This is a genomic window from Nonomuraea sp. MTCD27, from assembly GCF_041950495.1.
Lineage (GTDB): Bacteria > Actinomycetota > Actinomycetes > Streptosporangiales > Streptosporangiaceae > Nonomuraea.
Window position 1 is genome coordinate 580,500 of record NZ_JBGNUW010000005.1, and the last position, 25,586, is coordinate 606,085.

Below are 25,586 nucleotides of genomic sequence, written 5' to 3' on the forward strand. Positions count from 1 at the left end.
TAAAACCCCCGTTCTCAGATGAACTTCTTGGACGCCAGGAACTCGGCGGCGCTCACGCCACCGTCGCCCTCGTCCTTGACGATCGTGCCGGCCGCCCGCGGCGGGGCCGGGGCGAAGTCGACGACCTCGGACCAGGCGGCGGCCAGGCCCACCTGCGCGGCGTCGATGGAGGCGTCGCCGATGGCCAGCGTCTCGACCGGCTTCTTCTTCGCCGCCATGATGCCCTTGAACGACGGGTAGCGGGGCTCGTTGATCTTCTCGACCACGGACACGACGGCCGGCAGCGACGCCTCGACCCGGTCGAAACCGTAGTCGGCCAGCCGCTGGACCTTGATCGAGGTGCCCTCGACCTCGACCTTGTTGGCCAGCGTGAGCTGGGGCGTGCCGAGCCGCTCGGCGAGCATGGCGGCGAGCATCCCGGTGCGCGCGTCGGTGGACTCCGAACCCAGGATGACCAGGTCGAACCCGATCTTCTTGAGCACCTGGGCCATCGCGTACGAGGTCGACAGGGCGTCGGAGCCGTGCAGCGCGTCGTCGCTGAGGTGGACGGCCTTGTCGGCGCCCATGGCCAGCGCCTTGCGGATGGTGTCGGTGGCCTTGCCGGGACCCATGGTCAGGACGGTCACCTCACCGCCATGGGCCTCCTTGAGCTTCAGCGCCTCTTCGACCGCGTATTCGTCAAGCTCGTTGACCACGCCGTCAGCGGCGTCGCGGTCGAGCGTGTTGTCATCGGACCGCAGCTTGCGCTCGGTCGCCGTGTCGGGGACCTGCTTCACGCAGACGACGATGTTCATGGCCGGTGGCCGACCTCCCGTAGTTCGCGTGCGCCCCCGCCACGCTGGCGGTGGGCGCCGAATGCATCTGTCCAGACTGCCAGGTGCCCTGCGGGCCCCCGACAGAGGGTCTGCCGTGGTTCAGCGGTTATGTTACCCGTGGGTAGCTTACGCGCAAACCGGCAGCCAGTGCGATTGGCACGGAAACCACTACCACCCTCTCTACCATACCGAACTTTATTCGGTCGTCAGCTGCGAGGGCTACGCCGACAGCAGGAAAACGACTCCCAGCACCAGTGCCGTACCCGCGAACAAGGCCAGTGTGAACGTGCTGAACAGCGCTGCCAGCCCGAAGCACAGCCCGGCCGCCCCCGCCACGCAGACCGCGTCCGTGATCAGGCGGCTGCGTTTGTACGGGCCGCGGGAGAACAGCGCCACCCCCGCGTCGGAGACCAGGGCCAGCGCGTACGCCGCCAGCAGGAACAACGACACCTCGGGCAGCGGCTCGCGGGCGGCGGCCGCCAGCAGCGACACGAACAGGCCCGAGCCGATCAGCCAGCGCCGGCGCACCTTCTCCCGGTGCCTGGCCCGCGACTCCGCCACCGAGCGCCGATGCTGCTCCTTGCCGGACCGCCACTCCCTGGTGCTCATGTCGTCGGCCGCCGACCGCGGGCGTACGACCGGAGCGCTCAGGTGAGGCACGTGGGAGACGGGCGCGACCTCCAGCCTGGCGCAGATCTGCGCCGCCGTCGGCCGCGCGGCGGGGTCGGTGGACAGGCACTCGCGTAACAGCGGCTGCAGCCACTCCGGCGCACCCTCGAGGTCGGGCGGGTGGTGCACGACCCGGTAAGCGACCGCGGAGGCGGGCCCCTGCCCGTACGGCTGCCGCCCGGTGGCCGCGTACGCCAGCGTCGCCCCGAACGAGAACACGTCGGCCTCCATGCCCACGGGCCGCCCCTCGAGCACCTCGGGAGCCAGGTAGCCGGGCGTGCCCACCACCGCGCCCGAGGCCGTGACGGACAGCGAGTCGAGCGCGCTGGCGATGCCGAAGTCGATGACGACCGGCTCGCCCTCGGTCATCATCACGTTGGCCGGCTTGAGATCGCGGTGCACCACCCCCGACTCGTGCATGGCCAGCAGCGCGTCGGCCAGGCCCGCGGCGAGCCGCCGCAGGTCGGCGACGGGCACGGGGACGGAGCTGAGCGGCCGGCCCTGCACGTAGCGGGTCACGAGGTAGGGCCTGGCGCCCTCCAGCGAGGCGTCCAGCACCTCCGCCACGTGCGGCCCGCCGACCATGCGCATGGTCTCCACCTCGCGCGCCAGCCGGGCCAGGGCCATGCCGTCGGCCGCGACGTGCGGGTGCAGCACCTTGACCGCCACCGTGCGCCCCTCGGGGTCCAGCGCCAGGTGCACCTCGCCGAATCCACCGGCCCCGAGACGGGAGAGAAGCTCGTACGGGCCGAGGTGCTCGCTCATACCTTCATCTCTCCCCCCGAGCGGCGGCGGGGACACTCAGGACCAGGGATTCAGGAACCCCAGCCCCAGACCGTCCAGCAGGCTGCCGATCAGCCCGGTGATCAGGCCGATCGTGCTCTGCCTGGCATCGCCGGCCAGATCGTTGATCACCGTCTCCGGCTCCTGCCACGGCGCCCACACCGGGTCCTGGCTCAGCGCGTACATGACCGCGAACAGCGCGGCCGTGCCCACCAGCACGACGGCGACCAGCGCCGCGCCCGGGCTGCGCAGCACCCCGGTGAACGTGCGCGTGACGGCCTTGCGCGGCGCGCCGCCGCCGGGCAGCACGAACAGTCCGGCGGCGAAGGCGCCCGCCGCGTAGGCGGCCGCCTCGTTGACGCCCGCCTGGCCCGCCCAGTAGAGGAAGCCCCAGACGCAGATCCCGAACAGCAGCGCCAGCGGCACGTGCACCAGCGTCACGAGGGCTGACTTGACCAGCGCCCACGGCGTGCCGACCACGATGAGCAGCGGATCGGCCGCGCTGCTCCCGCGCACCTGACGCCGCTTGACCATGTCGCCGAAGAGGTATTCGCCGAGGCGCAGCACCAGAGCGAGCGCCACGGCCACCGCGCCCGCCATAACGGGCCTGGCCACGGTCAGCGCCACCAGCGTGACCAGCAGGAGCAGGCCGACGACCTGGCTGCCGAACAGGTATCTCTTGCGCTCGGACGGCGGACTGTACTGGGACGGCGGGGTGTAGGGCCTGACCTGGGACGGCGAGGTGGGCTGCGGCGCCGGGTAGCCGGCCACCCGCTGGTCCGGGCGCGGCATCGGCGGCCTGGCGGGCATCGGCGCGGGCACGTAGGGTGGCGGCCGCTCCTCCCTGCGCGGCGGCGCGGTGCGCGCCTCGCGGCGCGGCGGCGCCGGCGGGGGCGCCGGCTTGCGGTATTCGACCGGCGGCAGCAGGTCGGAGAACGTGTCCATGGTCCGCGTGCGGTCGGCCAGCCGCTTGGTGCCGGTCGGCCCCTCGAAGGACGCCTCGTTGAACGTCGTCACCGACGGGTCGAGCGCCCTGGCCATCCGGAGCAGCTCCTGGGCGCCGGGCCGGACCGACGGCTCGACCTGCAGGGCCCGGTTGAGCCAGCCGCGCAGCCACGCGGGCGCCTTGTCGAGCTGCGCCCGGCCTTCCATGATGTTGAAGCAGACCGCCTCGAACGTGCCCGTGCCGAACGGCGGCGCCCCGGTCGCGGCGAAGAACACCGTCGAGGCCAGCGCGTGCACGTCGGCCGCCTGGGTGATCTCCGAGTCGCGGATGATCTCGGGCGCCAGATAGCCCGGCGTGCCGACGAACATCCCCGTCTGCGTCAGCCTGGTGGCGTTCACCAGGTGGGCGATGCCGAAGTCGATGACCAGCGGCTCGCCGTCGACGAGCATGACGTTGGACGGCTTGAAGTCGCGGTGGATCACGTCGGCCGCGTGGATGGCCACCAGCGCCTGGCAGAGCCCCTGGGCGAGCCTGATGAGGTCGCGCGCCTCCAGCGCGCCCTCGGCCAGGACGGTGTCCTCCAGCGTGCGGCCGGGCGCGAAGCGGGTCACCACGTACGGCTGCCCGCCCACGAGCTCGGCGTCGATCACCTCGGCGACGTGCGGGCTGCGCACCCTGCGCATGGTCTCGACCTCGCGGGTGAGCCGGTCGCGCGCCTTGAGGTCGGCGGCCACGTGCGGGTGCAACACCTTGATGGCGACCTCGCGGCCCTCGCCGTCGAGACCGAGGTGGACGACCCCCATGCCACCTTCGCCGATCTTCCTGACCAGACGGTACGGGCCCAGACGTTCTGGTGCTTGGGTGCTCATCGCCACCTTCCCCGCGTCATCCCCCGGAATTCCCCCTCAGACCTTTCAGTTGCTCGACCACTGGATCGACGTTCAGCGGAGTCCATACGGCCTCCCCCTTAGGCTTGTCCCCGAACGTGCCGTAAGCGAGGATCAGCGAGAGCGCGGCACCCGCCGCGAGGATTCCCGCCGTCACCATCGCCGCTGTTCTCGAGGGTACGAGCGATGAGAGCGTTCTGCGCATCTGTTTGCCGGGACCCTCCACGCCGGGGCCTGCGCAGACGGTCCAGAGCGCGATCGCGGCACCCCAGGCCAGGGCGTTGGACGGGTCCATCCGCGCCACCACGGTGAGCAGCAACGTCACCGGGAGACCGAGGATGAGCGCGTAGAGCACGAGCGCCAGCGTGATGCCGGCCGATTTGGCCAGCGCCGCCGGGTAGGCGAACACCCTCAGCACGTCGAGCGCCGCGGCGCCCGCCGCCCTGCGGGCCGTGAGCTGCGGCTGGGCCAGGTCGGCCGCGCGCAGCAGGATCGCGAGCGGGACCGCGACGACCGCCACGAGCACCGGCGCCTGCACGGCCGCCACGATCATCAGGATCAGCAGCATCGCGCTCGCCACGCCGTACGCCCTGGAACGCTGCAGTACCTTGCCCGGCTGGACGCTCGGGATGTAGGGCTCGCGCTTGGTCGACAGGTCCGGCTGCGGGTATTGCTGCTGGGCCGGGATGTAAGGGGGCGGCTGCACCGGGATCGGGTTGGGCCGGCCGTAGTCGGGCAGGTCGGGACCAGCACCCGGGCGGCCGTAGTCGGGCAGGTCGGAGCCCGCGCCTGGCCGGCCGGAGTTGGGGGTCTGCTGCTGCGGCGGGTTGACCCTGCGGTAGTCGGGCGAGTCGGGGCGCACCCGCCTCGTGGGCACGTCGGCCTCGGGGTGCGGCGGGACCGCGGGGCCGTTGCCGGCCGCCGGCGGCGGGTAGCCGAACGCCTCGCGCTGGATCTGCCGCAGCTCCTCCGGCGGCACCCTGCGGGTCGGCCACGGGTCGGGCTGGTTGGGCAGCAGCGAGACGTACTGCTGGTCCTGCGGTGGTGGGGCAGGCTGCTCCTGGCTCTCCAGCAGCCGCTTGGGCGTCACCGGCGGCGTGGAGACGTCGTAGGACGGCTTGTCGGCCAGCCGCGGCGGGGTCGGCAGGGCGGCCGGCGGCGGCGCGTCGGGACGCGGCACCGTCGAGACCTCGTCGGGCGAGGAGCTCGCGCCCGCCACCGGCTTGGGCAGCAGCCTGGCGGCCCGTTCGGCCAGATCGGCGGCCTTGGGCCGCTTGGCCGGGTTGCGCTGGAAGGCCGCCTTCAGCAGCGGCTGCAGCTCCGCGGGGGCGGCGCTGATGTCGGCCTTGCCCGCGGTGATGTTGTAGAAGATCATCTCCAGCGTGCCCTTGCCGAAGGGCGGCTGGCCCGTGCCCGCGTAGAGCAGCGTGCCCGCCCACGCGTGGATGTCGACCTCGGGCCCCGCCTCCTGGCCCTCGATGATCTCGGGCGCGAGGTAGCCGGGCGTGCCGATGAACATGCCGGTCTGCGTGAGCCGCGTCGCGTCGACCGCCTGGGCGATGCCGAAGTCGATCAGGACGGGCTCGCCGTCGAGGATCAGCACGTTGCCGGGCTTGAGGTCGCGGTGGATCACGCCCACGGAGTGCACGACGGCCAGCGCGGAGGCCACGCCGTGCGCGACCCTGACCAGCGCGGGCAGGTCGAGCGGCCCGTCGTCCTTGACGATCTCGTCGAGACCGCGGCCGGGGACGTAACGCGTGACGATGTACGGGCGATGACCGGTCACGTCGGCGTCGAGCACCTCGGCGATGTATTTGCTGCGCACCCTGCGCATGGTCTCGACCTCACGCGAAAGCCGCCGCCTGGCGACCTCGTCACCGGCGACCTCTCCGCGCAGGACCTTGACCGCCACCTGCCGACCCTGCGGGTCGACAGCGAGGTGGACAACGCCCATCCCGCCTTCACCGAGCCGCCTGAGCAGCCGGTAAGGGCCTAGTCGGTCATCGTTCATGGCATGAAGCACCATACCGGCTTAATCCCCGCCCACGAGATGAACCATGAGGCCACATTCCCACTCGTACAACGTCCAGAACGGCCTCATCGGTTTCCCATCCAACGGTCTCGAATCGGCTTCAGTTTTGCCTCAACCGGTCAAGGAGAGGACCTCGGCCCTCTTCAGCCCGGCCAGCGTGGCACCGGAGACGGCGAGCTTCGACCTGCGCAGGCCACTTCCGATCACCACCCTCGGGTGCTCCGCGACGTGCGTGTCCGCCAGGACCGGCCACTCCTCGGGCAGGCCGAGGGGCGTGATGCCGCCGTATTCCATGCCGGTGAGCTCGACCGCGTCGGCCATCGGCGCGAAACTGGCCTTGCGGGCGTCGAGGTGTTTGCGTATCACGCCGTTCACGTCCACTCGCATCGTCGCGAGCACCATGCACGCCGCGTAGCGCGTCTCGCCGCCCCGTTTGGCCGCCACGACGACGCAGTTGGCCGACTCGTCGAGAGTCACGCCGTACTTCTCGCAGAACGCCGCCGTGTCGGCCAGATCCGGGTCGATCTCGGCCACCTCGACGCCCTCCAGGTTCGGTACGGCACGGGCCACCGGATCGGCCAGCAGGTCGATCCGTTCGGTCGCGGGCACCCAGTGCAACGTCATCCCATCTCCTCGATCGCTTCTCCCACGAGCCTAATTGCCGTCATGGGAGCAGCGGGCGACGTCACGGAGACTGCAACACTCGCTGATGCAGCTGGGTGACGGCGCCGCGGGCGGACTCCATGGCCCCCGCCTGCCAGGCGATCAGATGGGTGAGCCAGTCGCCCGCGAAGTACACCCTCCCGGCGGGGCGTTGCAGAAGAGTGAAGGACGAATCAAAGGACGGCCAGCGCACCCATGCCCCCTGGATGTGCTCCTGGCGTTCCCAGGCGATGGAGGTGCTGGACAGGAGGTTCTGGCGGTACTTCTCGCCGTGGATCTTCTTGCCCTGGGTGAGCGCCCGGCGCCTTCTGTCCTCCGGGGTGAGGGCCGCGTACAGCTCGGCGTCGCGCTCGGTGTTGTAGTAGCCGACGAGGAGGCCGCGCTCGGAGTGGTAGCCGTGGGAGGGGTACCAGATGTGGGCGATGTCGAGGTCGGTCTCGGTGATGCCGCCGTAGATGCGGTCCTCCAGCTCCCACCAGCGGCGGCCGTACTCTAAGCCGATCTTGCCGGCGGCCGCCGGGACCGGGGTGGCCAGGGCGGCGGTGACCGGGGCGCCGAGGTTGTGCGGGATCCTGGCGAGGAGGTGGGGCGGGAGGGTGGCGATGCAGTAGTCGGCCTTGACGGTCCCGCCGGTGTAGGCGACCTCGACCCCGTCGGCCAGCGTGGTGATCTTGGTGACCTTGGCGCCGGTCGTGATCCGGTCCTGGCCGACGGCCTCCTGGAGCTTGGCGACGATCGCGTCCATGCCGCCGACGGGCTGGAACATGGGGGTGGCCTGCTCGTAGCCGAAGTCGTTGGTGATGGCGCGGCCGGTGCCGGCGGCGAGGATCTGGTGGAGCGTGCCGGGGGCGGGGACGGGGATGCCGGTGTCGATGGCCGGAAATTTGGTGAAACCGCGTCTCGGGGAGCCCTCGTACTCGAGCTTCGGGCCGAGGTCGCCGAACCGCCGCAGGAACTCCAGGAGCCGGTCCTGGTCGTCCTCGGTGACGGCCTTGTCCAGGGCTCCGAGGTTCGTGGCCTTGGCCAGGAGTTCGGCGACGTAGCCGTACATGTCGGCTCGGGCCGTCCGGGCCCTGACCGTCTGGCCATTGGTGTGGACGTAGGCGGCGGCGTTGTTGTTGATGAAGGTCTCGATGGGGACGCCCAGCTCGCGGCAGTAGTCGAGGGTCACCATCCAGGGGGCGATCCGGCCCGGGCCCGCGTTGAAGTAGACGCCCTCGCCGAACGTCACGTCCTGTGCGGGGCCGTTCAGCTCGGTCAGGCGGTCGCCGCCGCGCAGCGTGAGGTTCCGGCCGCCCGCCTTCTGCCTGGCCTCGAGCAGCGTGCAGTCGTAACCGGCCTTGCCCAGCTCGTACGCGGCCGTCAGCCCGGCCACGCCCGCGCCGAGGATCACCACCTTGGCCGTGCCCTTGCCGCGCAGCGTGAAGTCGCCCGGCCGCGGGGGTGTGAACTCCTTGTCCTGGTCGGCGGGGGCCAGGCCGAGCGCGCCCATGGCGGCGTACATCGCGCCCGCGCCGCCGGCCGCGCCGATCCCGACGAGCAGCCCCCGCCGGGTCAGGGTCGCCCGGTCAGCCATAGGGGCCGCTGCCGCACGCCACCTGGCCGCCGATCGTGGCGAAGATGCCGAACAGGGCCATGATCTGGGTGAAGTCGTCGGTCGTGAACTCCGTGTGCCGCGATCCCGCCGCCTTCACCCCGGGAACCAGCGACACGGCGGCGGCGATGGCGGTGGAGTTCCACTCCACCCCCAGCGTGTACGGCGCCGGCACCACGTACGGCGTGAAGTCGGTCAACCGGCCGAGCCCCCGCTGCATGGCCTCACGGATGCGGGCCTGGGCCACGATCGGCGGCAGCAGCTCGGCCGAGAACTTGTCGATGCCCTTCTTGACCGCCACCGTCTCCACGTCCCCGAGCAGCTCCCGGGCCTCGTCGCCGACGGCCTCGTCCCCGGTGACCACCACGACCGGCACCCCGTGGAACCCGGCGCACGCGGCGACGAGCCGGGTCTCGCCGCACAGCTCGCCGTTGAGGTAGACGTTCTGGATCTCCTTGCCCATCCAGGTGTGGTTGAGCACGCCGTGCGGCACGCCCGCGCGGGCGTGGTAGCCGACGAAGCACGCCGCCTGGAACGACCCGTCGAGCCCCTGGGCCATCCGCTGCGCCTTGCCGGGGCCCCTGATCAGGCTCGCCCGGGGGTCCAGCAGGTCGATCCGGAGGTTCTTGGTGGACCCGTGGGCGTCGTTGACCAGCACGCCGCTCGCCCCGGCCGCGAACGCGCCCTCGATCGCGGCGTTGGCGTCGGCGGTCATCAGCTCGCAGCCGCGTTCGTAACCCCGCTTGCCGGCGTGCATCTCCTCGGGGTCCGTCAGCCCCGTCACGCCCTCCATGTCCACCGACAGATAGACCTTCACGCCGCCACTCCATTTCTCGCCCGTCGGCAGATCAGGCGCCCCACGACTCCACCTTGCGCACCTCGTCCCCGCTCATCAGCCCGACGTTCGCCTCGACGAACGCGCGCGCCTCGGCCCGCCACCGCTCGGGGATCTCCTCCAGGGCCGGCGGGTAGCAGTGATCCAGCCAGCTCGTCGACTCCTCCGTGACGTCGAAGTAGTCGAGCACGGGGGCGAACAGCGTGTTCTCGATCCCCGGGACGCGCGCCAGCCCGTACTGGATCATCTCCTGGCCCCCGTACGGCGGCTTCTTGAGGTATTTGCGGGCCACGGCGCGGTCGGCGGTGATCGGGGTGTCGAGCGGGCGGCGCTCCACGGCCGCCTGGATGAGCTCCTTGTACAGGCACTTGCCGCAGTTGCGGCACGGGCCGTCGGTGCCGCGCAGGCACCAGCGGACCTGCTCCTTCAGGGGCGAGCTCAGGGCCAGGCGCATGGTGACCGCCTCGCTCACCCCGCCGACGGGCAGCACGATGTGCACGCCGGCGGCCGCGAACAGGCGGCCCCACCTGCCGTGCGGCGACCACATCGGGTTGTCGGGGGTGAAGCGCCACAGGTAGCGGCCGCCGCCCAGCCAGCGGGAGCCCAGCTCGTAGCCGAAGCCCAGGCCGCCCAGGTCGAGCTGGTCGGCGAGGAGCAGCGCGCCCGCCGCCACCGCGTGGTGCTCGGGGTAGCCGGGGCGGGGCTCGGCGAGCGTGTACTCCAGGTCGGAGGTGACCGTGCTCAGCTCGCGGCCGGTCTTGGCGGCCAGCTTGGCCAGGACGTCGGAGCGGTAGTGGGGCCAGCGGTTGGGCACGCGCGGGTGGGCGACCCGGCGGAAGTGCACGAACGGGGCCTCGGGGAAGATCGTGGCCGCCGCCACCGAGTCCGCCCCGCCGCTGTACGAGATCGCGAGCCTGGCTCCGGGCCGCCGCGGCTCGGCCCCCACCGGGCCGGCGTCGACGCCCCACCCCGCGTGCAGGGCCTGGGCCACCTCCGCCGAGACGGCCCGGTCGAACGTGATCCGCTTCCTGGTCCACGGGGCCACGACCGTCCAGGCGGCCACGGCGTACAGGTCGGGGTGGGCGTCGCCCGGGACCCCGCCGACGGAGCAGGAGTTGATCGCCAGCTTGATCGGGTGCTCGTCGGACGCCTTGCCGGTGATCCCGTCCTCCGGGTCGAGGCGGAAGTCCAGGTTCGCGCCGCCGGTCCAGGTCACGCGCACGGCTGCTCCTCGGGACGGCCCGGCTCCCCGCGACCGGCGCGCAGCTCGTCGATGGCCTGCCAGACCAGGACCTCGTTCTGCAGGACCCCGTCCAGGGCCTTGGCCGTCTCCTGCGCGAGCCGGTGGGTGTCGTCGATCTTCGCCTTGTCGACCACGGGCCCGGGCGCCGGCGGCCGGGCCTTCCGCAGCCGCTCCACCTCGCTCTGCAGGGTCGCCACCTCGCGCCTCAGGGTCTGGACCTCCCAGAGCGCGTCCCTGATGTCCTGGCGGTGGTCGGCGATGGAGATGTAACGGGAGTCGAACCACGTGCGCACGGCCGTGCGGAGCCGCGCGGGGACCAGGACGCGCATCATGAAACGCCACCATAGTGGCAAACCAACATCGGTAAGGACGAGCCTTACCGAATGTGTTGACTTCTCGTTGCAGGTTGCCGGCGCCGCCCAGGCGTGGTCCTACCGGCCGGTGAACTTGGCCTTGGACTTCTCCGCGAACGCCCGCATTCCGATCTTGGCGTCGTCCGTGGCGAACAGGCCGGCGAACTGCAGCCGCTCGATCTCCAGCCCCGTGTCGAGGTCGGTCTCCAGGCCCTGGTCCACGGCCTGCTTGGCGGCCCGCAGGGCGACCGTCGGGCCGCCCACGAAGGTGGCCGCCCATTCGAGGGCGGCGGTGTAGACCTGCTCGTCGGGCACCACCCGGTCCACCAGGCCCATCGCGAGGGCCTCCGGGGCGGGGACGTGGCGGCCGGTGAAGATGAGGTCCTTGGCGCGGGCCGGGCCGATCAGACGGGGCAGTCGCTGGGTGCCGCCCGCGCCGGGGATGAGGCCGAGCAGGATCTCCGGCTGCCCCAGCTTGGCCGACTCTCCCGCGACCCTGAAGTCGGCGCAGAGGGCGAGCTCGCAGCCGCCGCCCAGGGCGTAGCCGGTGATGGCGGCGATGACGGGCTTGCCGATGCGGGCGATCGCGGCGAAGCAGTCCTGGAGGGTGCGGGAGTGGGCGGACATGTCGGCGTACGACATGTCGGCCATCTCCTTGATGTCCACGCCGGCCGCGAACACCCGCTCCCCGCCGTACAGGATCACCGCCTGCACCTGCGGATCCGCGTCCACGATGGCACCGGCCTCGGCGATCTCCAGCTGTACCTGCCCGCTGAGGGCGTTCATCTTCGGACGGTCAAGACGGATCGTGGCAATCTGGTCGGCCACCTCGACGCTCACAAACTCACCCATGTGCCCGAACCTAACAGCCCGTCCGTTTCATGGTCAGCGCGCCGCCGCCGACTTGACCTCGTCCACGGACTTCTTGCTGCGCGAGACCCGGACGAGGGCGGCGGACAGGCGTGCCAGCTCGTCGCCGGAGTGGGTCAGCTTCGCCAGCGGTCCGGCCTGGCGCGGCAGCCCGAGCTTGCCCGCGCCGTCCAGCACCCGCTTGTCCAGGTGCGGCGCGACCTGCGGCCAGACGGCCTGGACCTCGCGCAGGAAGATGTCGGCCCCCGTCGGCCCGATGCCCGGGAACTCCATCAGCAGCGACGCGATCCGCCGGTCGTCGCCCTCGGCCTCGTCGCGCAGGCGGCGCAGGTCGCCCTTCCACCGGTCGATGAGCAGGTCGGCGCCGTCGCCGAGCATCGTGGCGGTGCGCTCGTCGTAGCGGCGGTAGTGGCCACGGCCCAGCGCGTCCACCCGGTCCTGCCAGCTCGCCTCGCGCATGCCCTTGGGCGTGGCGTATCCGGCGGCGAACAGCTCCCTGGCCGCGGCGACGGCGACCTCCGCCGAGATGCGCGCGCTCAGCAGGGTGGCCAGGACGAGCAGCTGGTAGAGCGGTTTCGGCTGGTCGGACAGCTTGATGCCCGCCTCGCGGGCGAACGTGCGGCCGTAGCGGTCGAGCAGGGCGTCCAGTACGGCTCCATCGGTCTTACCCATGCGGCCTCCGCTACCCGGGAGTCACCCCGGCATTCGGGCCGGTGTTCGGGCCGGTGTTCGGGCCGGTGTTCGGGCCGGTGTTTGGGCCATGAGGCCGGGGGGAGGCGGAGGGTTCCACCGGACAAAGGAGCAGGTCGTGCTGACATTGACCGACAACGCCGTCGTCGCCATCCGTGACCTCATGGTCGGAGAGGACGTACCCGCCGACGCGGGGCTGCGCATCGCCCCGAAGGCGGACGAGGCCGGGACTCTGGAGGTCTCCCTGGCGAGCACGCCGCAGGCGGGAGACCAGGTGGTCGAGAAGGAGGACGTGCGCGTGTTCGTCGCCGAGGACGCGGTGCCGATCCTCGACGACAAGTCGCTGGACGCCCAGCCGGGCAGCCCTGGGCACCCGATGTTCCGGCTGGACCGGCGAGGCTGAGCGCGCCTGCCGGCCGTTCCGTCCCGATCGGGACGGGGGCTGAGCGGGCCTCAGCCCCGGTCGGACTCGTTCTCGGGCGGGCGGGAGTCGCCGAGGCCGAACAGGCCCACCAGCGTCCCGTCCGCCTGGGTCACCACGACGTGGTCCACCTTCGCCCGGTCCATGCGCTGGACCAGCGGTTCGAGCTCCTCGCTCGGGCGTACGGTGGTGGTGCCGAGCCGCATGGCGCTCTCGGCGGTGTCGTCGAGGTCGGCGCCCTTGAGCTCGCGCGAGCCGATGATCCCCTGGACGACGTCGTCCTCGTCCACCACGACGGCCAGCCCGGCCGGGTCGGCGATGATGCGCTCGGTGAGCGAGCCCAGCGGGTCGTCCAGCACGGCGGTCACCGGGTCCCGGCGCACGTTCTGGGACACCAGGGCGGCGTGGCCGTCGTACGGCAGGTCGGCGGACAACCAGTCCATCTTGCCCACGCCGTAGTCGTACACCTCGCGAAACCCCAGCCGTTCGAGGCGGTGGGCGGCGCGCGGGCTCAGGTCGCAGAGCCAGTCGTGGCAGTAGACGATGACCGGGCGCTCCCGGTCCAGCGTGCCGGCGGACCGGTCGAGGCCGCGCAAGGGCAGGTTGACCGCCTGTGGCAGGTGCGCCCACGCGTATTCACGCTCGGGCAGCACCTCGACGAGCTGTGCGTCGCGGGTGGCGAGCAGGTCCTGTACGGCTTCGCGATCGATGATGTGCGTCATGACCTCCCCGTACCCCGAGATGGGGGACGCAGCGGACGATTCGTGTCACGATGACGGCGCGTCCAATTCCAGGGAGTGTCCGATGTGTGACGATCCGCTGCTTCCCGCCCCCGTGGCCGCCGCGCTGGCCGAGTACCGCGCGTTGCGTGACGCCAACGACGCCCGCTGGGGTGAGCCGCCCCTGTCGTACGTCGTCCAGGCCTGGGCCACCGTCTTCCTGTCCGGCCACCACGGCTACTGGGCCACCGCCCTGCGCCAGGTCGCCGAGCGCCACCCCGACCTGCCCGCGGCCGAGCTCGAGGACCACCTCGGCGAGGTGGATCCCGATCGGGTCGTGCGCGACGCGCTCGCCGGCGACGTGCCGGACAACCTGCCCGCGCTGCGCCTCACCCCCGAGGGGTGCGCCCTGGAGGCCGGCACGCGGGTGGTGCTGGGCGACGGGCCGTTCCGTACGGCGTTGCTGCTGGATTCGAGCCGGGACGAGCCGGTGACGGTGGTCGTGGACGGCACGCCGTACGTGGTGGCGCCGCGCGGGGCCAAGGTCGTCGAGGTGGGCGAGTCCGTCCTGGTGGGCGGGGAGCCGGTCGATCTGTCCCCGCTGAGCAGGCGGGCCCCGGCGGCCACGGTCCGGGTGCGGGCCGGGTTCCCGTGCCGGTGGAGCGTCACGGGGGCCAACGGGCAGGGCTGGTATCCGGAGGGCGCGCCGCCGAAGATCGACGGGCTCCGGCGGCCGTACTTCCATGGGGACGACCTCGTGGTCGCCGTACCCGCGGAGCCGGTCACCGTGGCCGTGACCAGGGGGATGGAGTACACCTTCGCCGAGGTGACCGTGACCCCGGAGGCCGGCGCCGAGACGCTGGTCGAGCTGGCGCCCGAGCGGCTCTACGACGCGGCCGCCCGCGGCTGGTACGGCGGTGACCTGCACGTCCACCTCAACTGGATGGGCGAGGAGCCGGCCGCGCCCGCCCTGGCCGCCGCCGCGCAGCACGGCGAGGATCTGCACGTGCTCAACCTGGTGGCGGGCAACGTGGCGAGCGAGCGCGTCTACGACGTGGAGGCGCTGAGGCACTGGGCGGGCAAGGACCTGCCGTGGTCCGACGACCGGCACCTGGCCAGGCTCGGCGTCGAATATCGCAACGACCTCATCGGGCACCTGACCGCGTTCGGGCTGCGCGAGCCGCCGCGGCGCTACCACACGGGCTTCCAGGGGACGGCGGACTGGCCGCCCAACTCCGTGGCGCTGGAGGAGTTGCGGGCGCTGGGCGGGATCACCGGTTACGGGCATCCGTTCCACACGCCGTTCGGCGACGACGACCCGCCGGACGTGGTGCTCGACCGCGGGCGCTCGTGCTCGGCCAGGGAGATCGTGGCCGACGCCGCGCTGGGCCTGATCGACACCCTTGACGTGCTCAACCACTCCTCCGTCGCGGCCACCGCCGCCGTCTACCGCCGCCTGATCGGCGCCGGGAACCGGCTCGCCGTCACCGCCGGGACCGACGCCGTGCTGTCGTTCTGCCGCCGCGGCACCGCCTCCGGCCCGCCCGGCTGGGAGCGGGTGTACGCGAACGTCGCGGGCCCGCTGACGGCCGAGTCCTACGCCGAGGCGATCCTGCTCGGGCGCACGTTCGCCACCACCGGGCCGTGGCTGGAGCTCACCGTCAACGGGTACGGGCCGGGCGACACGCTGGAGCTGGCCCCGGGGCAGCGGGTGGAGATCGTCGTCTCCTCGATCGGGCCGGAGGTGGAGTCGCTGGAGATCCGCACCGCGGACGGCGTGCTGGCGCAGGGGCCTCCCGGGCGGCTGGTGGCCACGACGGTGGCGGGCGAGCCGACGTACGTGGTGGCCGTGGCCACCGGCGGGCCGCACCCGCGCACCATGCACCGCGGCGCCTACGCCCACACCAGCCCGGTGTACGTGAACGTCGCGGGCGGGCACGTGGCCAGGGAGGCGGACGTGCGGTGGTGCCTGGCGTGGCTGGACCGGCTGGAGGTGGTGCTGCGGGAGTTCGGCACCTTCGAGACGGCCGAGCAGCTCGGCGACCACCTCGACCTGTACGAGCGGGCCAGGAAGGTCTACCGGGGGCGCCTGACCTCCTAGTCATGAGGTGAGACCGGCCGGTCATGGGGCAGGTCGGCCGTCGGTGGCGGCGTGCGTGCGCGGGAAGGCCCGCGCTCAGTCCTGCTTGGTCGGCTGGATGTGTGCCGTCGCGGTCGCCACGGCCACCGGCTCGCCGTCGGGTCCGAGCAGCTCACCGGACATGAAGCAGACCTGGCGGCCCCGGCGCACGACCCGGCCCCGGCCGACGAGCCTGCCGGGACGGGCCGGACGCAGGAACTGGACGTGCAGGTCGAGCGTCGGGGCGAAGTGGCCCGGCGGCAGCGTGGCGACCAGCGCCGGGCCGAGCGTGTCGTCGAGCATCGCGGCCAGGAACCCGCCCTGGATCGCGCCGACGGGGTTGGTGAAGCTCTCGCCCGCCTTGAAGGCCACCTCGATCGTCCCCTGGTCGGGGTCGACGCTGAGCAGCTCCCAGCCCAGCGTCGTGGCGGCCGGGGGCTGCGGGACCCTTCCGGCGAGCACGTCCCAGAACGGGCCTTGTCGGGTTTCCATGAGGGCGATTCAACGCCACGCCACCGACAATCGCCGGGCCGTGCCCCACGCCGGTAGGTGCCCGTCGAACGCCACCAGCTCCACCGGGCCCTAGGGCCTCGGCGGCAGGGGCATGGGAGCCGGCGAAGACGGGTGAAATCCTCGGGCGGTCCGTACGCCCGCGCGACCAGGTCTTTCATAGTGATCACCCTTCAGTCAATCAGTAAGCGGAGAAAATCTCTCCGGTTTCTGACGTTAGGCTGCAGCGAGAAGTGAAGTCGAGCGAGAGGCGGCTGACCGCATGGGCGCGCCGGGCCAACTGAGAGCGGACGCCAGAAGGAATCGAGAGCTGATCGTCGACACGGCCCGGGGGGTGTTCGCCGAGCAGGGCCCCGGCGCGACGATGGACGAGATAGCGCGGCTGGCCGGCGTGGGCGCCGGCACGCTCTACCGGCACTTCCCCGACCGCGACAGCCTGATCCACGCCGTACTCGCCGACGGCCTGGACCGCATGATCGCCCTGGCGGAGGAGGCGCGGGCGGAGGAGACGTGGGCCTGGGACGCGCTCAGCCGGTTCGTGCGCGGCTGCGCCGGGCTGCGGCTGGACCTGCTCGTGTCGGTCGCCGGCGCGCAGGTGCCGGACGTGGCCGCCACGCCCGAGATCGACGCGAGCCGCACCCGCCTGCTGGAGGCCCTCGACCGGGTCGTGAACGCCGCCCACGCCGAGGGGGCGCTGCGTCCCGACGTAGGAGCGGGAGACGTCATGGGGGTGGTCGGGCTGCTCATCCGGGGCCTGCCCACGCTGCCCGCCGACCTGGGCGAGGAGCTGCGGGAGCGGGCGGTGCGGCTGGTGCTGGCCGGCATGCGCGTCCATCCGGCGCCGGCGCCGCCCGGCGAGGCGATGACCGCCGAGGAGCTGATCCGGCGCCTCTCGGAGAAGGAGAAGGCCGGGAGCTGAGCTGCGAGGGCCCCGGCGACACGGGGTCGCCGGGGCCGTCTTCAGCCGGCCGGGGCGCTTTCGGGCCACCGGGGCTGGTTTCCCGGTGCCGGGCCGTTCAGGTGGCCGGGCGGAGGTCGGCGAGGCCGTTGGGCATGCCGCGCTCGACGGCCTGGACGATCTCCTTGTGGAGGTGCGGTCCTGGATCGGCGGCGGGGCCCAGGGGGCTGCCCTCGATCTCGTACCACTCGTCGGCGTCCAGGTACTGGATGCGTACCGTCACCTGGTCGCCGGCCATCTCCGTGCGCACGGTCACCTCGCCGGTGATGACGCCGACCTCATCCGTCATCACCCCGCCGGGACCGGCGAGGACGCTGCTCTCGTACGTTTCGGCGCCACTCACGCGCCTCCATCCTCGTGGCAGGTCGACACCATCTCCAGGAGCGCGTCCCGCTCGGCGTCGGTGATGGTGAGCTGGTAGCGGGCCTTGATGTCGATCCAGGCCCGGCTGTACGTGCACCAGTAGCTGCGCAGCGGCGGCCGCCACTGGTCGGGGGACTGGTCGCCCTTGGACCGGTTCGAGGCGGCCGAGACCGCGATGAGCTGGGGCCCGTCCAGGTCGTTGGCGAACTGCTTGCGCTGCGCGTCGGTCCAGGCGTTCGCGCCCGAGCGCCACGCCTGGGCCAGCGGCACCATGTGGTCGATGTCGAGGGCGGAGGAGCTGGTGAACTCCTTGCCGTCGTACTCGCTGTACCAGGTGCCCGAGATGGCGCGGCAGCTCTCGTCCTGCTTGACGTCCACGCCGTCGCGGGCGAGCACCGTCTCGCGGGTGTCGCAGGAGTAGCCCTGCCGTGCCCAGTGCGGGAAGCGGGCGCGGCTGTAGCCGGCCATCGGGCGCGGCTCGGCGACGACGAGCTGCTGGAGCTCCGCGTACGCGGCCGGGACGGACAGGGGAGGCGGGAGTTCGGCGGGAGCGGCGCTCGCGCCGGCGGCCGGAACCAGGGCGAGGAAGGCCGCGGTCGCGGCGGTCGCCGCCCGGGAGGGCCATGATCCAAATGAGAACATGGCCAACAACTAACAGCGATGATTACTCTACGTAATCATACTTGTCACTTAGAGTGACGGATCTGGCACTCCCTTTACTCGGTCCCCGAGAGCCGCTCCACGCCGCGCAGCAGCGCCGAATGGTCCAGCGCGCCGTCGCCGGTGGCGTTCGCCGAGGCCACCAGCTGGGCCACCAGCGCCCCCAGCGGCAGCACCACGCCCGCCTCGCGGGCCGCCGAGGTGACGATGCCCATGTCCTTGTGGTGCAGGGCGATGCGGAAGCCGGGCTCGAAGGAGTGGGCGACCATGTTGGCGCCCTTCTGCGCCAGCACGGCGGACCCGGCCAGGCCGCCCCCGAGCACCTCCAGCGCCGCCTCCAGGTCCACCCCGTACGCCCGCAGGAACACCACGGCCTCGGCCAGCGCCTCGATGTTGGCGGCGACGATCAGCTGGTTGGCGGCCTTGACCGTCTGGCCGGAGCCGCTCGGCCCGACGTGCACGACGGTCTTGCCGACCGCGTCGAAGATCGGCCTGACGGCCTCGAAGGCGTCGGCCTCGCCGCCCACCATGATCGACAGGGCCGCGTTCCTGGCGCCCGCCTCGCCGCCCGAGACGGGGGCGTCGAGGTAGCGCAGGCCCCGCTCCCCTGCCTGCTCGGCCAGCTCGCGCGTGACGTCGGGGCGGATCGAGGAGAAGTCGATGATCAGCGTGCCGGGCGCGGCGTGCGCGAAGACGCCGTCCGCACCGGTCAGCACGTCCTGGACGTCGGCCGAGTCGGGCACCATGAGCGCGACGACCTCCGCGCCGGTCACGGCGTCGGCGATCGACCCCGCCACCCGTCCGCCGGCCTCGGCCAGCGGTCGGGCCTTGTCCGGCGTGCGGTTGTAGCCGGCCACGGCGTGCCCGGCCCTGACCAGGTGCACGGCCATGGGGCTGCCCATGATGCCGAGGCCGATGAAGGCGATGGCGGTCACGTCGATGATCCTTCCGAGCTGCGGGCGAAGTCGGTCACGCCGGAGGTCCTTCCGGGTCTGCGGCGCGGGCCTCCCGGGGGAGCCAGGCGAACGCGTCCGGGCCATCCGAGCGGTATTCGAGGCCGATGTACCCGTCATATCCGGCGGCGCGCACGTCGTCGATCCACTGCCGGAGCGGCAGCTCGCCCTCACCGGGGGCACCCCTTCCCGGGGCGTCGGCGATCTGCACGTGGGCGATGCGCCCGGCGTACCGCTCGATGGCGGCGGGCACGTCGTCGCCGTTGACGGCAAGGTGGTAGAAGTCGGCGAGCAGCCCCACATCGGGCACCTCGCCCAGCCGGTCGAGCACGGCGACGGCGTCGGCGGCGGTCAGCAGGGGGTAGCGGGGCGCGCCGCTGACCGGTTCGAGCAGCACGGTGCCCCGTACGCCCCGCGCGCAGGCCGTCAGCAGCTCCACCGCCAGGTCGTCCTGCTCCTTGGGGTCGGCCCCGTCGATCCGGTTGCCGTAGAGGGCGTTGAACGCGCGGCAGCCGAGCCGCTCGCCGATGGCCGCCACAACCGGGATGTTGTCGAGCAGCTCGCGCGTGCGGCCGGGCCACGACACCAGGCCGCGCTCGCCGGCCGGCATGTCGCCCGCGAAGAAGTTGAGCCCCGTGAGCCTTACGCCCGCGTCCTCGACGGCGCGGACGAACCCCTCCACCTCCCGGTCACCGGGCACCGCCACCGGCCACGGCCACCAGAACTCGACCGCCGTGAACCCGTCGGCCGCCGCCGCGGCCGGCCGCTCCAGCAGTGGCAGGTCCGTGTAGAGGATGGAGCAGTTGACGGTCCACCTGGTCACGCGCGGGCCTCTTCCGATCGTTCGCGCAGGCACCCTGGGCCTGGTCGAGGCGCATTGTCATACAGATGTGCGAAGTGGACAAGTCACGGGTGTGTCGCACGGGCATCATGAAGCCGGAGCGGGTCTATGATGTTGGAAAATAAAGCGGCGGGAGGGTCGGGCATGCGGGTGTCCCAGTGGGCTCACGAGACGTTCGGGCAGCGCGTCCCCCTGATCAGGCAGGGTGTCGCGGAGGCGCTGTCGGTCGCGCTGGAAAACGCCCGCGACGCCCAGAAGGTCGCGCAGACCGACCACCTGCACCCGTTCGGGTTCACGCTCATGTCGCGCAAGTTCGAGGCGCTGGCCGAGGCGTTCGGCGACCAGGGCGACGTGCGGATCGTGAAGCCCGGCGGCTCCCAGCACGAGCTGGTGGTGGTGAACGGCAAGCTGCTGTTCCCGTTCCGCTACGCCAAGGACCGCTCGGTGAGCGTGATGAGCGCCCGCATCGGCGACGGGCGGCCGTCGGCGCTGGTGCAGGCGCTGTTCAACCGGTTCGGGCCGGAGCCGCGGATGCGGCAGCTGGCCCTGCACGACGTCGCGCCGCACGCGGTCCCGGTCGCCGAGGCGCTGGGCGACCTGCCCGAGGACACCAGGCTGGTGCTGATCGCCTATGCCTGCAACGCGCACGCCGGGCTGCTGGACGCCTGGTGGGGCGAGGCCGAGCTGCTCGACCGCCTCGGCAGCCTGCGCTGGCACCACTGCGAGGAGATCCCGCTGCTGCAGGAGGCCCATTCGCCCGCCCACGGCGACAGCGCGGCGGCGTTCGACCAGGGCGTCCTGCCCGCGCCCGAGCTCAATCCGCGCACCGGCGCCGCCCGGCTCGCGGCGCCCGTCAGCGAGGCCACCCCGATCAGGCCAGAAGCCGCAAGCGGTGCGTGATTCCCGGCCGGGCGGGCTGACTCCGCAGGCCGTCGCCGACGCCTTCGACGCCACGCGCCTCACCCAGGCCCGCCATCTGGCCGCGCTCACCAAGAAGGAGGTCGCCGAGCACCTCGGCGTCTCCCCCGCGGCGGTCGGGCAGTACGAGGCCGGCGTCACCCGGCCGCGGCCCGATCTGATCCCGCTGCTGTCCGAGGTGCTGTCGGTGCCGATGGCGTTCTTCCTGCCGGGGCGCCCGCACGGCAAGCTCGACGGCTCCATGGCCCATTTCCGCAGCCTGCGCTCCACCCGCGCCTACCAGCGGGCCAAGGCCGTGGCCTTCGTCGAGCAGGTGTGGGAGCTGGCCTACGCCCTGGAGAAGCGGGTCCAGCTCCCCGCCGTCGACCTGCCCGGCTTCGCGGGCGGCGAGATGCACTCGGCGCTGCCGCGCGACCCGGCGGGCGCGGCTCGCGCGCTGCGCGCCCACTGGGGGCTGGGCACCGGCCCGATCAGCCACCTGGTGCGCCGCATGGAGGCGCACGGCATCGTGGTGGCCTTCCCCCGCCACGACCCCGACGCGGTCACCGTCGACGCCTTCTCCACCTCCAGCCTGCCCCGGCCGATCGTGGTGCTGACCCCCAACAGGTTCGACGACATCTACCGCCACCGCTTCACCGCCGCCCACGAGCTGGGCCACCTCGTCCTGCACGGCGACACCGCCGCGGGCGACACCCAGCAGGAGCGCGAGGCCGACGCCTTCGCCGCCGAGTTCCTCACGCCCCGCGACAGCATCCTGCCCCAGCTCCCGCCGCGCGCCGACCTGCGCAGGCTGGCGGAGCTGCGGCAGACCTGGGGGGTGTCGGTCGACTCGCTGCTCTACCGCTGCCGGGAGACGGGGTTGCTGTCCGACTCGGCCGCCGGCCGGGCCTACCAGCGCCTCAACGCGCTGCGCGAGCAGCCCGGCTTCACCAACGAGCCGGTCTCCGGCTATCCGGGCGAGCAGCCCGTCCTGCTGGCGCACGCCTTCGAGCTGGCGAGCGGCGGGAGCGGCCTGAGCGCCGCGACCCTGGCTCAAGAGCTGGCCTGGCCCATCGCCCGGGTGCGCGAGCTGATCGGCCTGCCCGACCAGCGGCCCTCCCTGAAGCTCGTCCCCTAGCCCCGTTTGACCCGTCCGACCGCGTCGCCGGTCTCGGTGCCCAGATACCACCCTGCCCCGAGCCAGGCGGACGACCCCGGCCGGCCGGTCGTTGGGCGCGTACGGACCGGTCAGGCCCGGATCCCACGCGACCGGGTGAGATCAGCTGTCCCGGTGGAGGTCGGCGATGGTGGTCGCGGCCAGGGTGGCCTTCATGGCGTCCTCGGCCTGCCGCAGGTTGTCCGCGACGCGCCGGCGGATCACGTCGGGCCGCCCGCCGGTTAGCGCGTGGTCGATGTCCGTCCTGAACAGCGGGCGTTCCTGCTCGCCGGCCTGGAGCACGTCCAGCAGCGTGACCTTCTCGGACGGCCTGGCCGGCCTGTGCCGCCCTTGGCACCTTCGCGGGTCTCGATGAGCCCCGCCCTGGCCAGGCTCTGCACGATCTTGGTAGCCGTCGGCGGCGCTGTGCCGAGCGCCGCCGCCAGCTCCCTGGTGGAGACAATTTGATATCTAGTACGTTGAGTTAACCTTCGTCAACGGGTGTCACCGGGGCAGAACTCGGCCTGGAGCAGCTCGGCGAACGTGGCGATCAAGTTGCCCCAGTCGCCGTTGACGTTGCTGACGACCAGGTGCTCGCCGTCGCGGCTGCCCATCGCGTACGTCCAGGAGCCGTTGATCGCGCCGCCGCCGCCCCAGACGGTCGCCCCGCCGGGCAGCTCCTGCCAGAAGACGCCCAGCCCGTACGTGGTGTTCGGGATCCACTCGGAGCCCTCGGTGGAGACGCCGGTGAACATCTCCTCCTGCAGCGCGGGCGGGAGCAGCCGGCCGCCCAGGAGGGCGCCGAGGAACCGGTGCAGGTCGTCGGCCGTCGACACCATGCCGCCGGCTGCCCAGGCGCCGGAGGCGTTCAGCTCGGTGACGTCGTGGATCTCGGCGTCGGGCTCGGCGAGCATGAGCTTGGAGTAGTGGCGGGAGTGGGGGCCGCGCAGCTCGGTGTCGTCGCCGGGGACGTACGTGCCGGCCAGGCCGAGCGGGCGGGCGATGCGCCGCTCGACCTCCTCCGCGTACGTCCGGCCGGCGACCCTCTCGATGATCAGCCCGGCGAGCACGAAGTTGGTGTTGGAGTAGCCCCAGCCCTCACCCGGCGCGAACGCGGGAGCGTGACTCGTGGCGATCTTGACCAGCTCCTCGGGCCGCATGCGGTCGAAGCGGCGCTCCAGGACGGCCGGGCCGACGTACTGGCCCATGATCTTCTCGTCCATGGTGTAGTTGAAGATCCCGCTGGTCTGGTTGAGCAGCCGCCTGACCGTGATCCCGCCCCCGTTGGGGATCGCGCCCGGCAGCCATCGTTCCACGGTGTCGTCGAGGCTCAGCGCGCCATCGGCGGCGAGTTGCAGCACCACGGTCGCGGTGAACGCCTTGGTGAGGCTGCCGATCCTGAACCGGTCCTGCGGGCGGCGCTCGCGGCCGGTCTCGATGTCGGCCACGCCCGCCGTACCGAACCAGCTCTCGCGCCCGTCGCGCACGTCCGCGAGGATCCCCGGCACCCCGCCGTCGGCCACGGCCCCGTCGAGCACCTTCTGCACTGCGTTACTCATTCGCGTCTCCCCTGCTTCGCGATACTACGTGTTCGGACAAGTCCAAAAGCTACGTTGCATTCATACTTGTCGTCAATCCGCCTTCGGCGGCACGAGTGGCATATCAGCAGGTAGATCGAGGTGAAGATTGCAATGGGTCTAGGGGCGAACGCAATGGAGAAAGTTGCAATGGAGTGGGTTCGAACGCAATACTGGCCGGGAACGATCGAGCGAGTGGGAGGCGGGCGACGATGCCGGGAGGCAGGCTGACCCACGAGGACCGGCGGCAGATCGCGGCGGGCCTGGCAGAAGGGCTCGGCTACGCCGAGATCGCCAGGCGGCTCGACCGGCCGACCTCCACCGTCAGCCGTGAGGTGCTGCGCAACGGCGGCCCCCAGGACTACCGGGCCGATCGTGCCCAGCAGGCGACCGGCCGGCGCGCCCGGCGTGGCAAGCCGGCCCCGCCGCCCGCCCGGCGGGCCACCCCGACGGCCTACGGGCGTGACCCCAGGGCGGTGCGGGCGTTCGAGGAGCGGATGACCGAGGTCCTGATGCTGACGGGGCTGCCGCGGATGACGGCCCGGGTCCTCACCTGCCTGTCCACCACCGACACCGGGGCGCTCACGGCCCGGGAGCTGGTCGAGCGCCTGCAGGTCAGCCCGGCCTCGATCTCGACCGCCGTCGCCTTTCTGGAGGAGCAGGAGCTGATCAGGCGCGAGCGCGACCCCCGGCGGCGGCGTGACCGTTACGTGGTGGACGACGACGTCTGGTACCGGTCCTACCTGGCCAGCGTGGAGCGCAACGCCCGGCTCGCGGAGGCCGCCCGCGACGGGGCCCAGGTCTTCGGGGCGACCACCCCGGTGGGCGCCCGGATGGAGACCGTGGCCAGGTTCCTGCACCAGACCAACCAGGACATGATCCGGGCGGCCGAGCGCTGGAGGCACCTGTTCGGGCCGAACCGCCCAGCTCGATAGGCGCCTCGGCGCGGGCGAGCTCGACGCGAATCTGAGAGGGTTGACCTCAAGCATGGTCGAGGTTGCAGGCTCGGAGTACGCGACCTTCGGGAGAGAGCCATGCACGCCGTCGTCCTGCACACCTTCGGCCCCGCCGAGAACCTCAGCTACGAGATCGTCCCCGACCCCGAGCCCGGTCCCGGCCAGGTGCGCATCGCCGTGCACGCGGCCGGCGTGCACCTGGTCGAGACGATGATGCGGGCCGGCCTGTCGGGGGGGTCGACGCCGCCCCTGCCCGAGCTCCCGTCGATCTTCGGCGGCGAGGTGGCGGGAGTCGTCACCGCCGCGGGCCCCGGGGTGGACCCCGCCTGGATCGGCCGCGACGTGGTGACGTCGGCCGGCCGCCCGGGCGGGTACGCGGAGCTGGCGGTGGCCGACGTGGCAGCCCTGCACCGCATCCCCACCGGGCTCGGCCACGAGACGGCCGTCGCCATGATCGTCACCGGCTGCACCGCGCTGCAGTTCCTGGACGCGGCCGAGCTGACCTCCTCCGACGTGGTCCTGGTGACCTCGGCGGCGGGCGGCATCGGCCGGCTGGTCGTCCAGTACGCGCGCCGCCTCGGCGCGACGGTGGTCGGCGCGGCCGGCGGTCCCGCCAAGGTGGCGGCCGTCCGCGAGCTGGGCGCGGACCTCGCCGTGGACTACGACGAGCCCTCCTGGCAGCGGGCCGTCGCCGACCGACTCGGCGGCCGGACGGTCACCGCCCTGCTCGACGGGGTGGGCGGGGACAGGGCGCGGGCGGCGTTCGAGCTCCTGGCCGACGGCGGCCGGTACGTCACCATCGGCAACGCCTCCCAGCAGGACTTCACGCCGGACCCCGAGGAGCTCAAGGAGCGCGGCCTGACCGCGACCAACGCCCTGCTGCTCCTGCTCGGGCGGCCGGAGGAACGGCCCGCGTACGAGGCCAGGGCGCTGGCGGCGGCCGCCGACGGCACGCTCGTCCCGGCGGTGCAGGCGTTCCCGCTCTCCGAGGCGGCGGCCGCCCACGCCGCGCTGGAGACCAGGCGGACGACGGGCAAGGTCGTCCTCGTGCCCTAGGGACCCCCTTCCCGGTCCAC

Annotated in this window: 26 protein-coding genes and 1 pseudogene; 7 read left to right on the forward strand and 20 right to left on the reverse strand. The window is 72.3% G+C overall.

Going from position 1 to position 25,586, the window contains the following annotated elements:
- Positions 1-14: 14 nt before the first annotated feature.
- The 11 genes from ACBJ59_RS18555 to ACBJ59_RS18605 form a co-directional block, all read right to left on the reverse strand.
- Positions 15-794: an electron transfer flavoprotein subunit beta/FixA family protein gene (locus ACBJ59_RS18555; protein WP_375111439.1), complete on the reverse strand. Its 780-nt coding sequence runs from the start codon at positions 792-794 to the stop codon at positions 15-17.
- Between the two features lie 240 nt (positions 795-1,034).
- Entirely contained in the window at positions 1,035-2,249 is a 1,215-nt protein-coding gene (locus ACBJ59_RS18560) for a serine/threonine-protein kinase (RefSeq protein WP_375111440.1), read from the reverse strand.
- A 36-nt stretch (positions 2,250-2,285) separates the two neighbouring features.
- Positions 2,286-4,082, reverse strand: coding sequence for a serine/threonine-protein kinase (locus tag ACBJ59_RS18565; RefSeq protein WP_375111441.1), 1,797 nt, complete (start codon positions 4,080-4,082; stop codon positions 2,286-2,288).
- 16 nt (positions 4,083-4,098) lie between these two features.
- The gene (locus ACBJ59_RS18570; RefSeq protein WP_375111442.1) at positions 4,099-6,111 is read right to left on the reverse strand and encodes a serine/threonine-protein kinase; all 2,013 of its coding nucleotides are present in this window, start codon (positions 6,109-6,111) and stop codon (positions 4,099-4,101) included.
- A gap of 132 nt (positions 6,112-6,243) precedes the next feature.
- Entirely contained in the window at positions 6,244-6,756 is a 513-nt protein-coding gene (locus ACBJ59_RS18575) for a YbaK/EbsC family protein (protein ID WP_375111443.1), read from the reverse strand.
- A gap of 61 nt (positions 6,757-6,817) precedes the next feature.
- Complete coding sequence (locus ACBJ59_RS18580; RefSeq protein ID WP_375111444.1) at positions 6,818-8,371, reverse strand: flavin monoamine oxidase family protein; 1,554 nt, start codon at positions 8,369-8,371, stop codon at positions 6,818-6,820.
- Positions 8,364-9,206, reverse strand: coding sequence for a M55 family metallopeptidase (locus tag ACBJ59_RS18585; RefSeq protein WP_375111445.1), 843 nt, complete (start codon positions 9,204-9,206; stop codon positions 8,364-8,366). Before ACBJ59_RS18585 ends, ACBJ59_RS18580 begins: the two co-directional genes overlap by 8 nt.
- A 31-nt stretch (positions 9,207-9,237) precedes the next feature.
- Entirely contained in the window at positions 9,238-10,446 is a 1,209-nt protein-coding gene (locus ACBJ59_RS18590) for a DUF6395 domain-containing protein (protein WP_375111446.1), read from the reverse strand.
- The gene (locus ACBJ59_RS18595; protein WP_375111447.1) at positions 10,437-10,799 is read right to left on the reverse strand and encodes a hypothetical protein; all 363 of its coding nucleotides are present in this window, start codon (positions 10,797-10,799) and stop codon (positions 10,437-10,439) included. Before ACBJ59_RS18595 ends, ACBJ59_RS18590 begins: the two co-directional genes overlap by 10 nt.
- Positions 10,800-10,898: 99 nt before the next feature.
- Positions 10,899-11,672, reverse strand: a complete 774-nt coding sequence (locus ACBJ59_RS18600) for an enoyl-CoA hydratase/isomerase family protein (protein ID WP_375111448.1) — start codon at positions 11,670-11,672, stop codon at positions 10,899-10,901.
- 33 nt (positions 11,673-11,705) lie between these two features.
- Positions 11,706-12,362, reverse strand: coding sequence for an endonuclease (locus ACBJ59_RS18605; protein WP_375111449.1), 657 nt, complete (start codon positions 12,360-12,362; stop codon positions 11,706-11,708).
- Positions 12,363-12,498: 136 nt separating this feature from the next.
- On the opposite strand from ACBJ59_RS18605, the gene ACBJ59_RS18610 reads away from it, so the two are divergent.
- Positions 12,499-12,783, forward strand: a complete 285-nt coding sequence (locus ACBJ59_RS18610) for a Fe-S cluster assembly protein HesB (protein ID WP_364117798.1) — start codon at positions 12,499-12,501, stop codon at positions 12,781-12,783.
- A gap of 50 nt (positions 12,784-12,833) precedes the next feature.
- On the opposite strand, the gene ACBJ59_RS18615 is transcribed toward ACBJ59_RS18610, so the two are convergent.
- Entirely contained in the window at positions 12,834-13,523 is a 690-nt protein-coding gene (locus tag ACBJ59_RS18615; protein ID WP_375111450.1) for a rhodanese-like domain-containing protein, read from the reverse strand.
- A gap of 82 nt (positions 13,524-13,605) precedes the next feature.
- On the opposite strand from ACBJ59_RS18615, the gene ACBJ59_RS18620 reads away from it, so the two are divergent.
- On the forward strand, positions 13,606-15,621 hold the full coding sequence (locus ACBJ59_RS18620; RefSeq protein WP_375111451.1) for a CehA/McbA family metallohydrolase: 2,016 nt from the start codon (positions 13,606-13,608) through the stop codon (positions 15,619-15,621).
- A gap of 75 nt (positions 15,622-15,696) precedes the next feature.
- On the opposite strand, the gene ACBJ59_RS18625 is transcribed toward ACBJ59_RS18620, so the two are convergent.
- Positions 15,697-16,131, reverse strand: coding sequence for a PaaI family thioesterase (locus tag ACBJ59_RS18625; RefSeq protein ID WP_375111452.1), 435 nt, complete (start codon positions 16,129-16,131; stop codon positions 15,697-15,699).
- 280 nt (positions 16,132-16,411) lie between these two features.
- Here ACBJ59_RS18625 and ACBJ59_RS18630 point away from each other — a divergent pair, with 280 nt between their 5' ends.
- The gene (locus ACBJ59_RS18630) at positions 16,412-17,068 is read left to right on the forward strand and encodes a TetR/AcrR family transcriptional regulator (RefSeq protein ID WP_375111453.1); all 657 of its coding nucleotides are present in this window, start codon (positions 16,412-16,414) and stop codon (positions 17,066-17,068) included.
- A 97-nt stretch (positions 17,069-17,165) separates the two neighbouring features.
- Here ACBJ59_RS18630 and ACBJ59_RS18635 read toward each other — a convergent pair whose 3' ends face one another.
- The 4 genes from ACBJ59_RS18635 to ACBJ59_RS18650 all read right to left on the reverse strand — a co-directional run bounded on the left by ACBJ59_RS18635 (position 17,166) and on the right by ACBJ59_RS18650 (position 19,906).
- On the reverse strand, positions 17,166-17,450 hold the full coding sequence (locus ACBJ59_RS18635) for a hypothetical protein (protein WP_375111454.1): 285 nt from the start codon (positions 17,448-17,450) through the stop codon (positions 17,166-17,168).
- Entirely contained in the window at positions 17,447-18,112 is a 666-nt protein-coding gene (locus ACBJ59_RS18640) for an HNH endonuclease family protein (protein ID WP_375111455.1), read from the reverse strand. Before ACBJ59_RS18640 ends, ACBJ59_RS18635 begins: the two co-directional genes overlap by 4 nt.
- A 74-nt stretch (positions 18,113-18,186) precedes the next feature.
- The gene (locus ACBJ59_RS18645) at positions 18,187-19,071 is read right to left on the reverse strand and encodes a 2-hydroxy-3-oxopropionate reductase (RefSeq protein WP_375111524.1); all 885 of its coding nucleotides are present in this window, start codon (positions 19,069-19,071) and stop codon (positions 18,187-18,189) included.
- 28 nt (positions 19,072-19,099) lie between these two features.
- A complete protein-coding gene (locus tag ACBJ59_RS18650) occupies positions 19,100-19,906 on the reverse strand; it encodes a hydroxypyruvate isomerase family protein (protein ID WP_375111456.1) in 807 nt (268 codons plus the stop codon).
- A gap of 162 nt (positions 19,907-20,068) precedes the next feature.
- Between ACBJ59_RS18650 and ACBJ59_RS18655 the strand changes: the two genes are divergently transcribed.
- Positions 20,069-20,824, forward strand: a complete 756-nt coding sequence (locus tag ACBJ59_RS18655) for a hypothetical protein (protein ID WP_364117779.1) — start codon at positions 20,069-20,071, stop codon at positions 20,822-20,824.
- Positions 20,817-21,959 carry an XRE family transcriptional regulator gene (locus tag ACBJ59_RS18660; RefSeq protein WP_364117777.1) on the forward strand — a complete coding sequence of 381 codons (1,143 nt, stop codon included), beginning with the start codon at positions 20,817-20,819 and terminating at the stop codon, positions 21,957-21,959. Before ACBJ59_RS18655 ends, ACBJ59_RS18660 begins: the two co-directional genes overlap by 8 nt.
- Before the next feature lie 141 nt (positions 21,960-22,100).
- Here ACBJ59_RS18660 and ACBJ59_RS18665 read toward each other — a convergent pair whose 3' ends face one another.
- The 3 genes and pseudogenes from ACBJ59_RS18665 to ACBJ59_RS18675 form a co-directional block, all read right to left on the reverse strand.
- Positions 22,101-22,280 (reverse strand): hypothetical protein, encoded by a 180-nt coding sequence (locus tag ACBJ59_RS18665; RefSeq protein ID WP_375111457.1) that lies wholly within the window; start codon positions 22,278-22,280, stop codon positions 22,101-22,103.
- Positions 22,220-22,453 (reverse strand): annotated as a pseudogene (locus ACBJ59_RS18670) (Rrf2 family transcriptional regulator); the annotation flags it as partial. The pseudogene ACBJ59_RS18670 and the gene ACBJ59_RS18665, both read right to left, overlap by 61 nt.
- Positions 22,454-22,471: 18 nt before the next feature.
- On the reverse strand, positions 22,472-23,536 hold the full coding sequence (locus ACBJ59_RS18675) for a serine hydrolase domain-containing protein (protein WP_375111458.1): 1,065 nt from the start codon (positions 23,534-23,536) through the stop codon (positions 22,472-22,474).
- A gap of 230 nt (positions 23,537-23,766) precedes the next feature.
- Between ACBJ59_RS18675 and ACBJ59_RS18680 the strand changes: the two genes are divergently transcribed.
- Both ACBJ59_RS18680 and ACBJ59_RS18685 read left to right on the forward strand, forming a co-directional pair.
- Entirely contained in the window at positions 23,767-24,489 is a 723-nt protein-coding gene (locus tag ACBJ59_RS18680; protein WP_375111459.1) for a helix-turn-helix domain-containing protein, read from the forward strand.
- 99 nt (positions 24,490-24,588) lie between these two features.
- Positions 24,589-25,566: a zinc-binding dehydrogenase gene (locus ACBJ59_RS18685; protein ID WP_375111460.1), complete on the forward strand. Its 978-nt coding sequence runs from the start codon at positions 24,589-24,591 to the stop codon at positions 25,564-25,566.
- Positions 25,567-25,586: the final 20 nt, after the last annotated feature.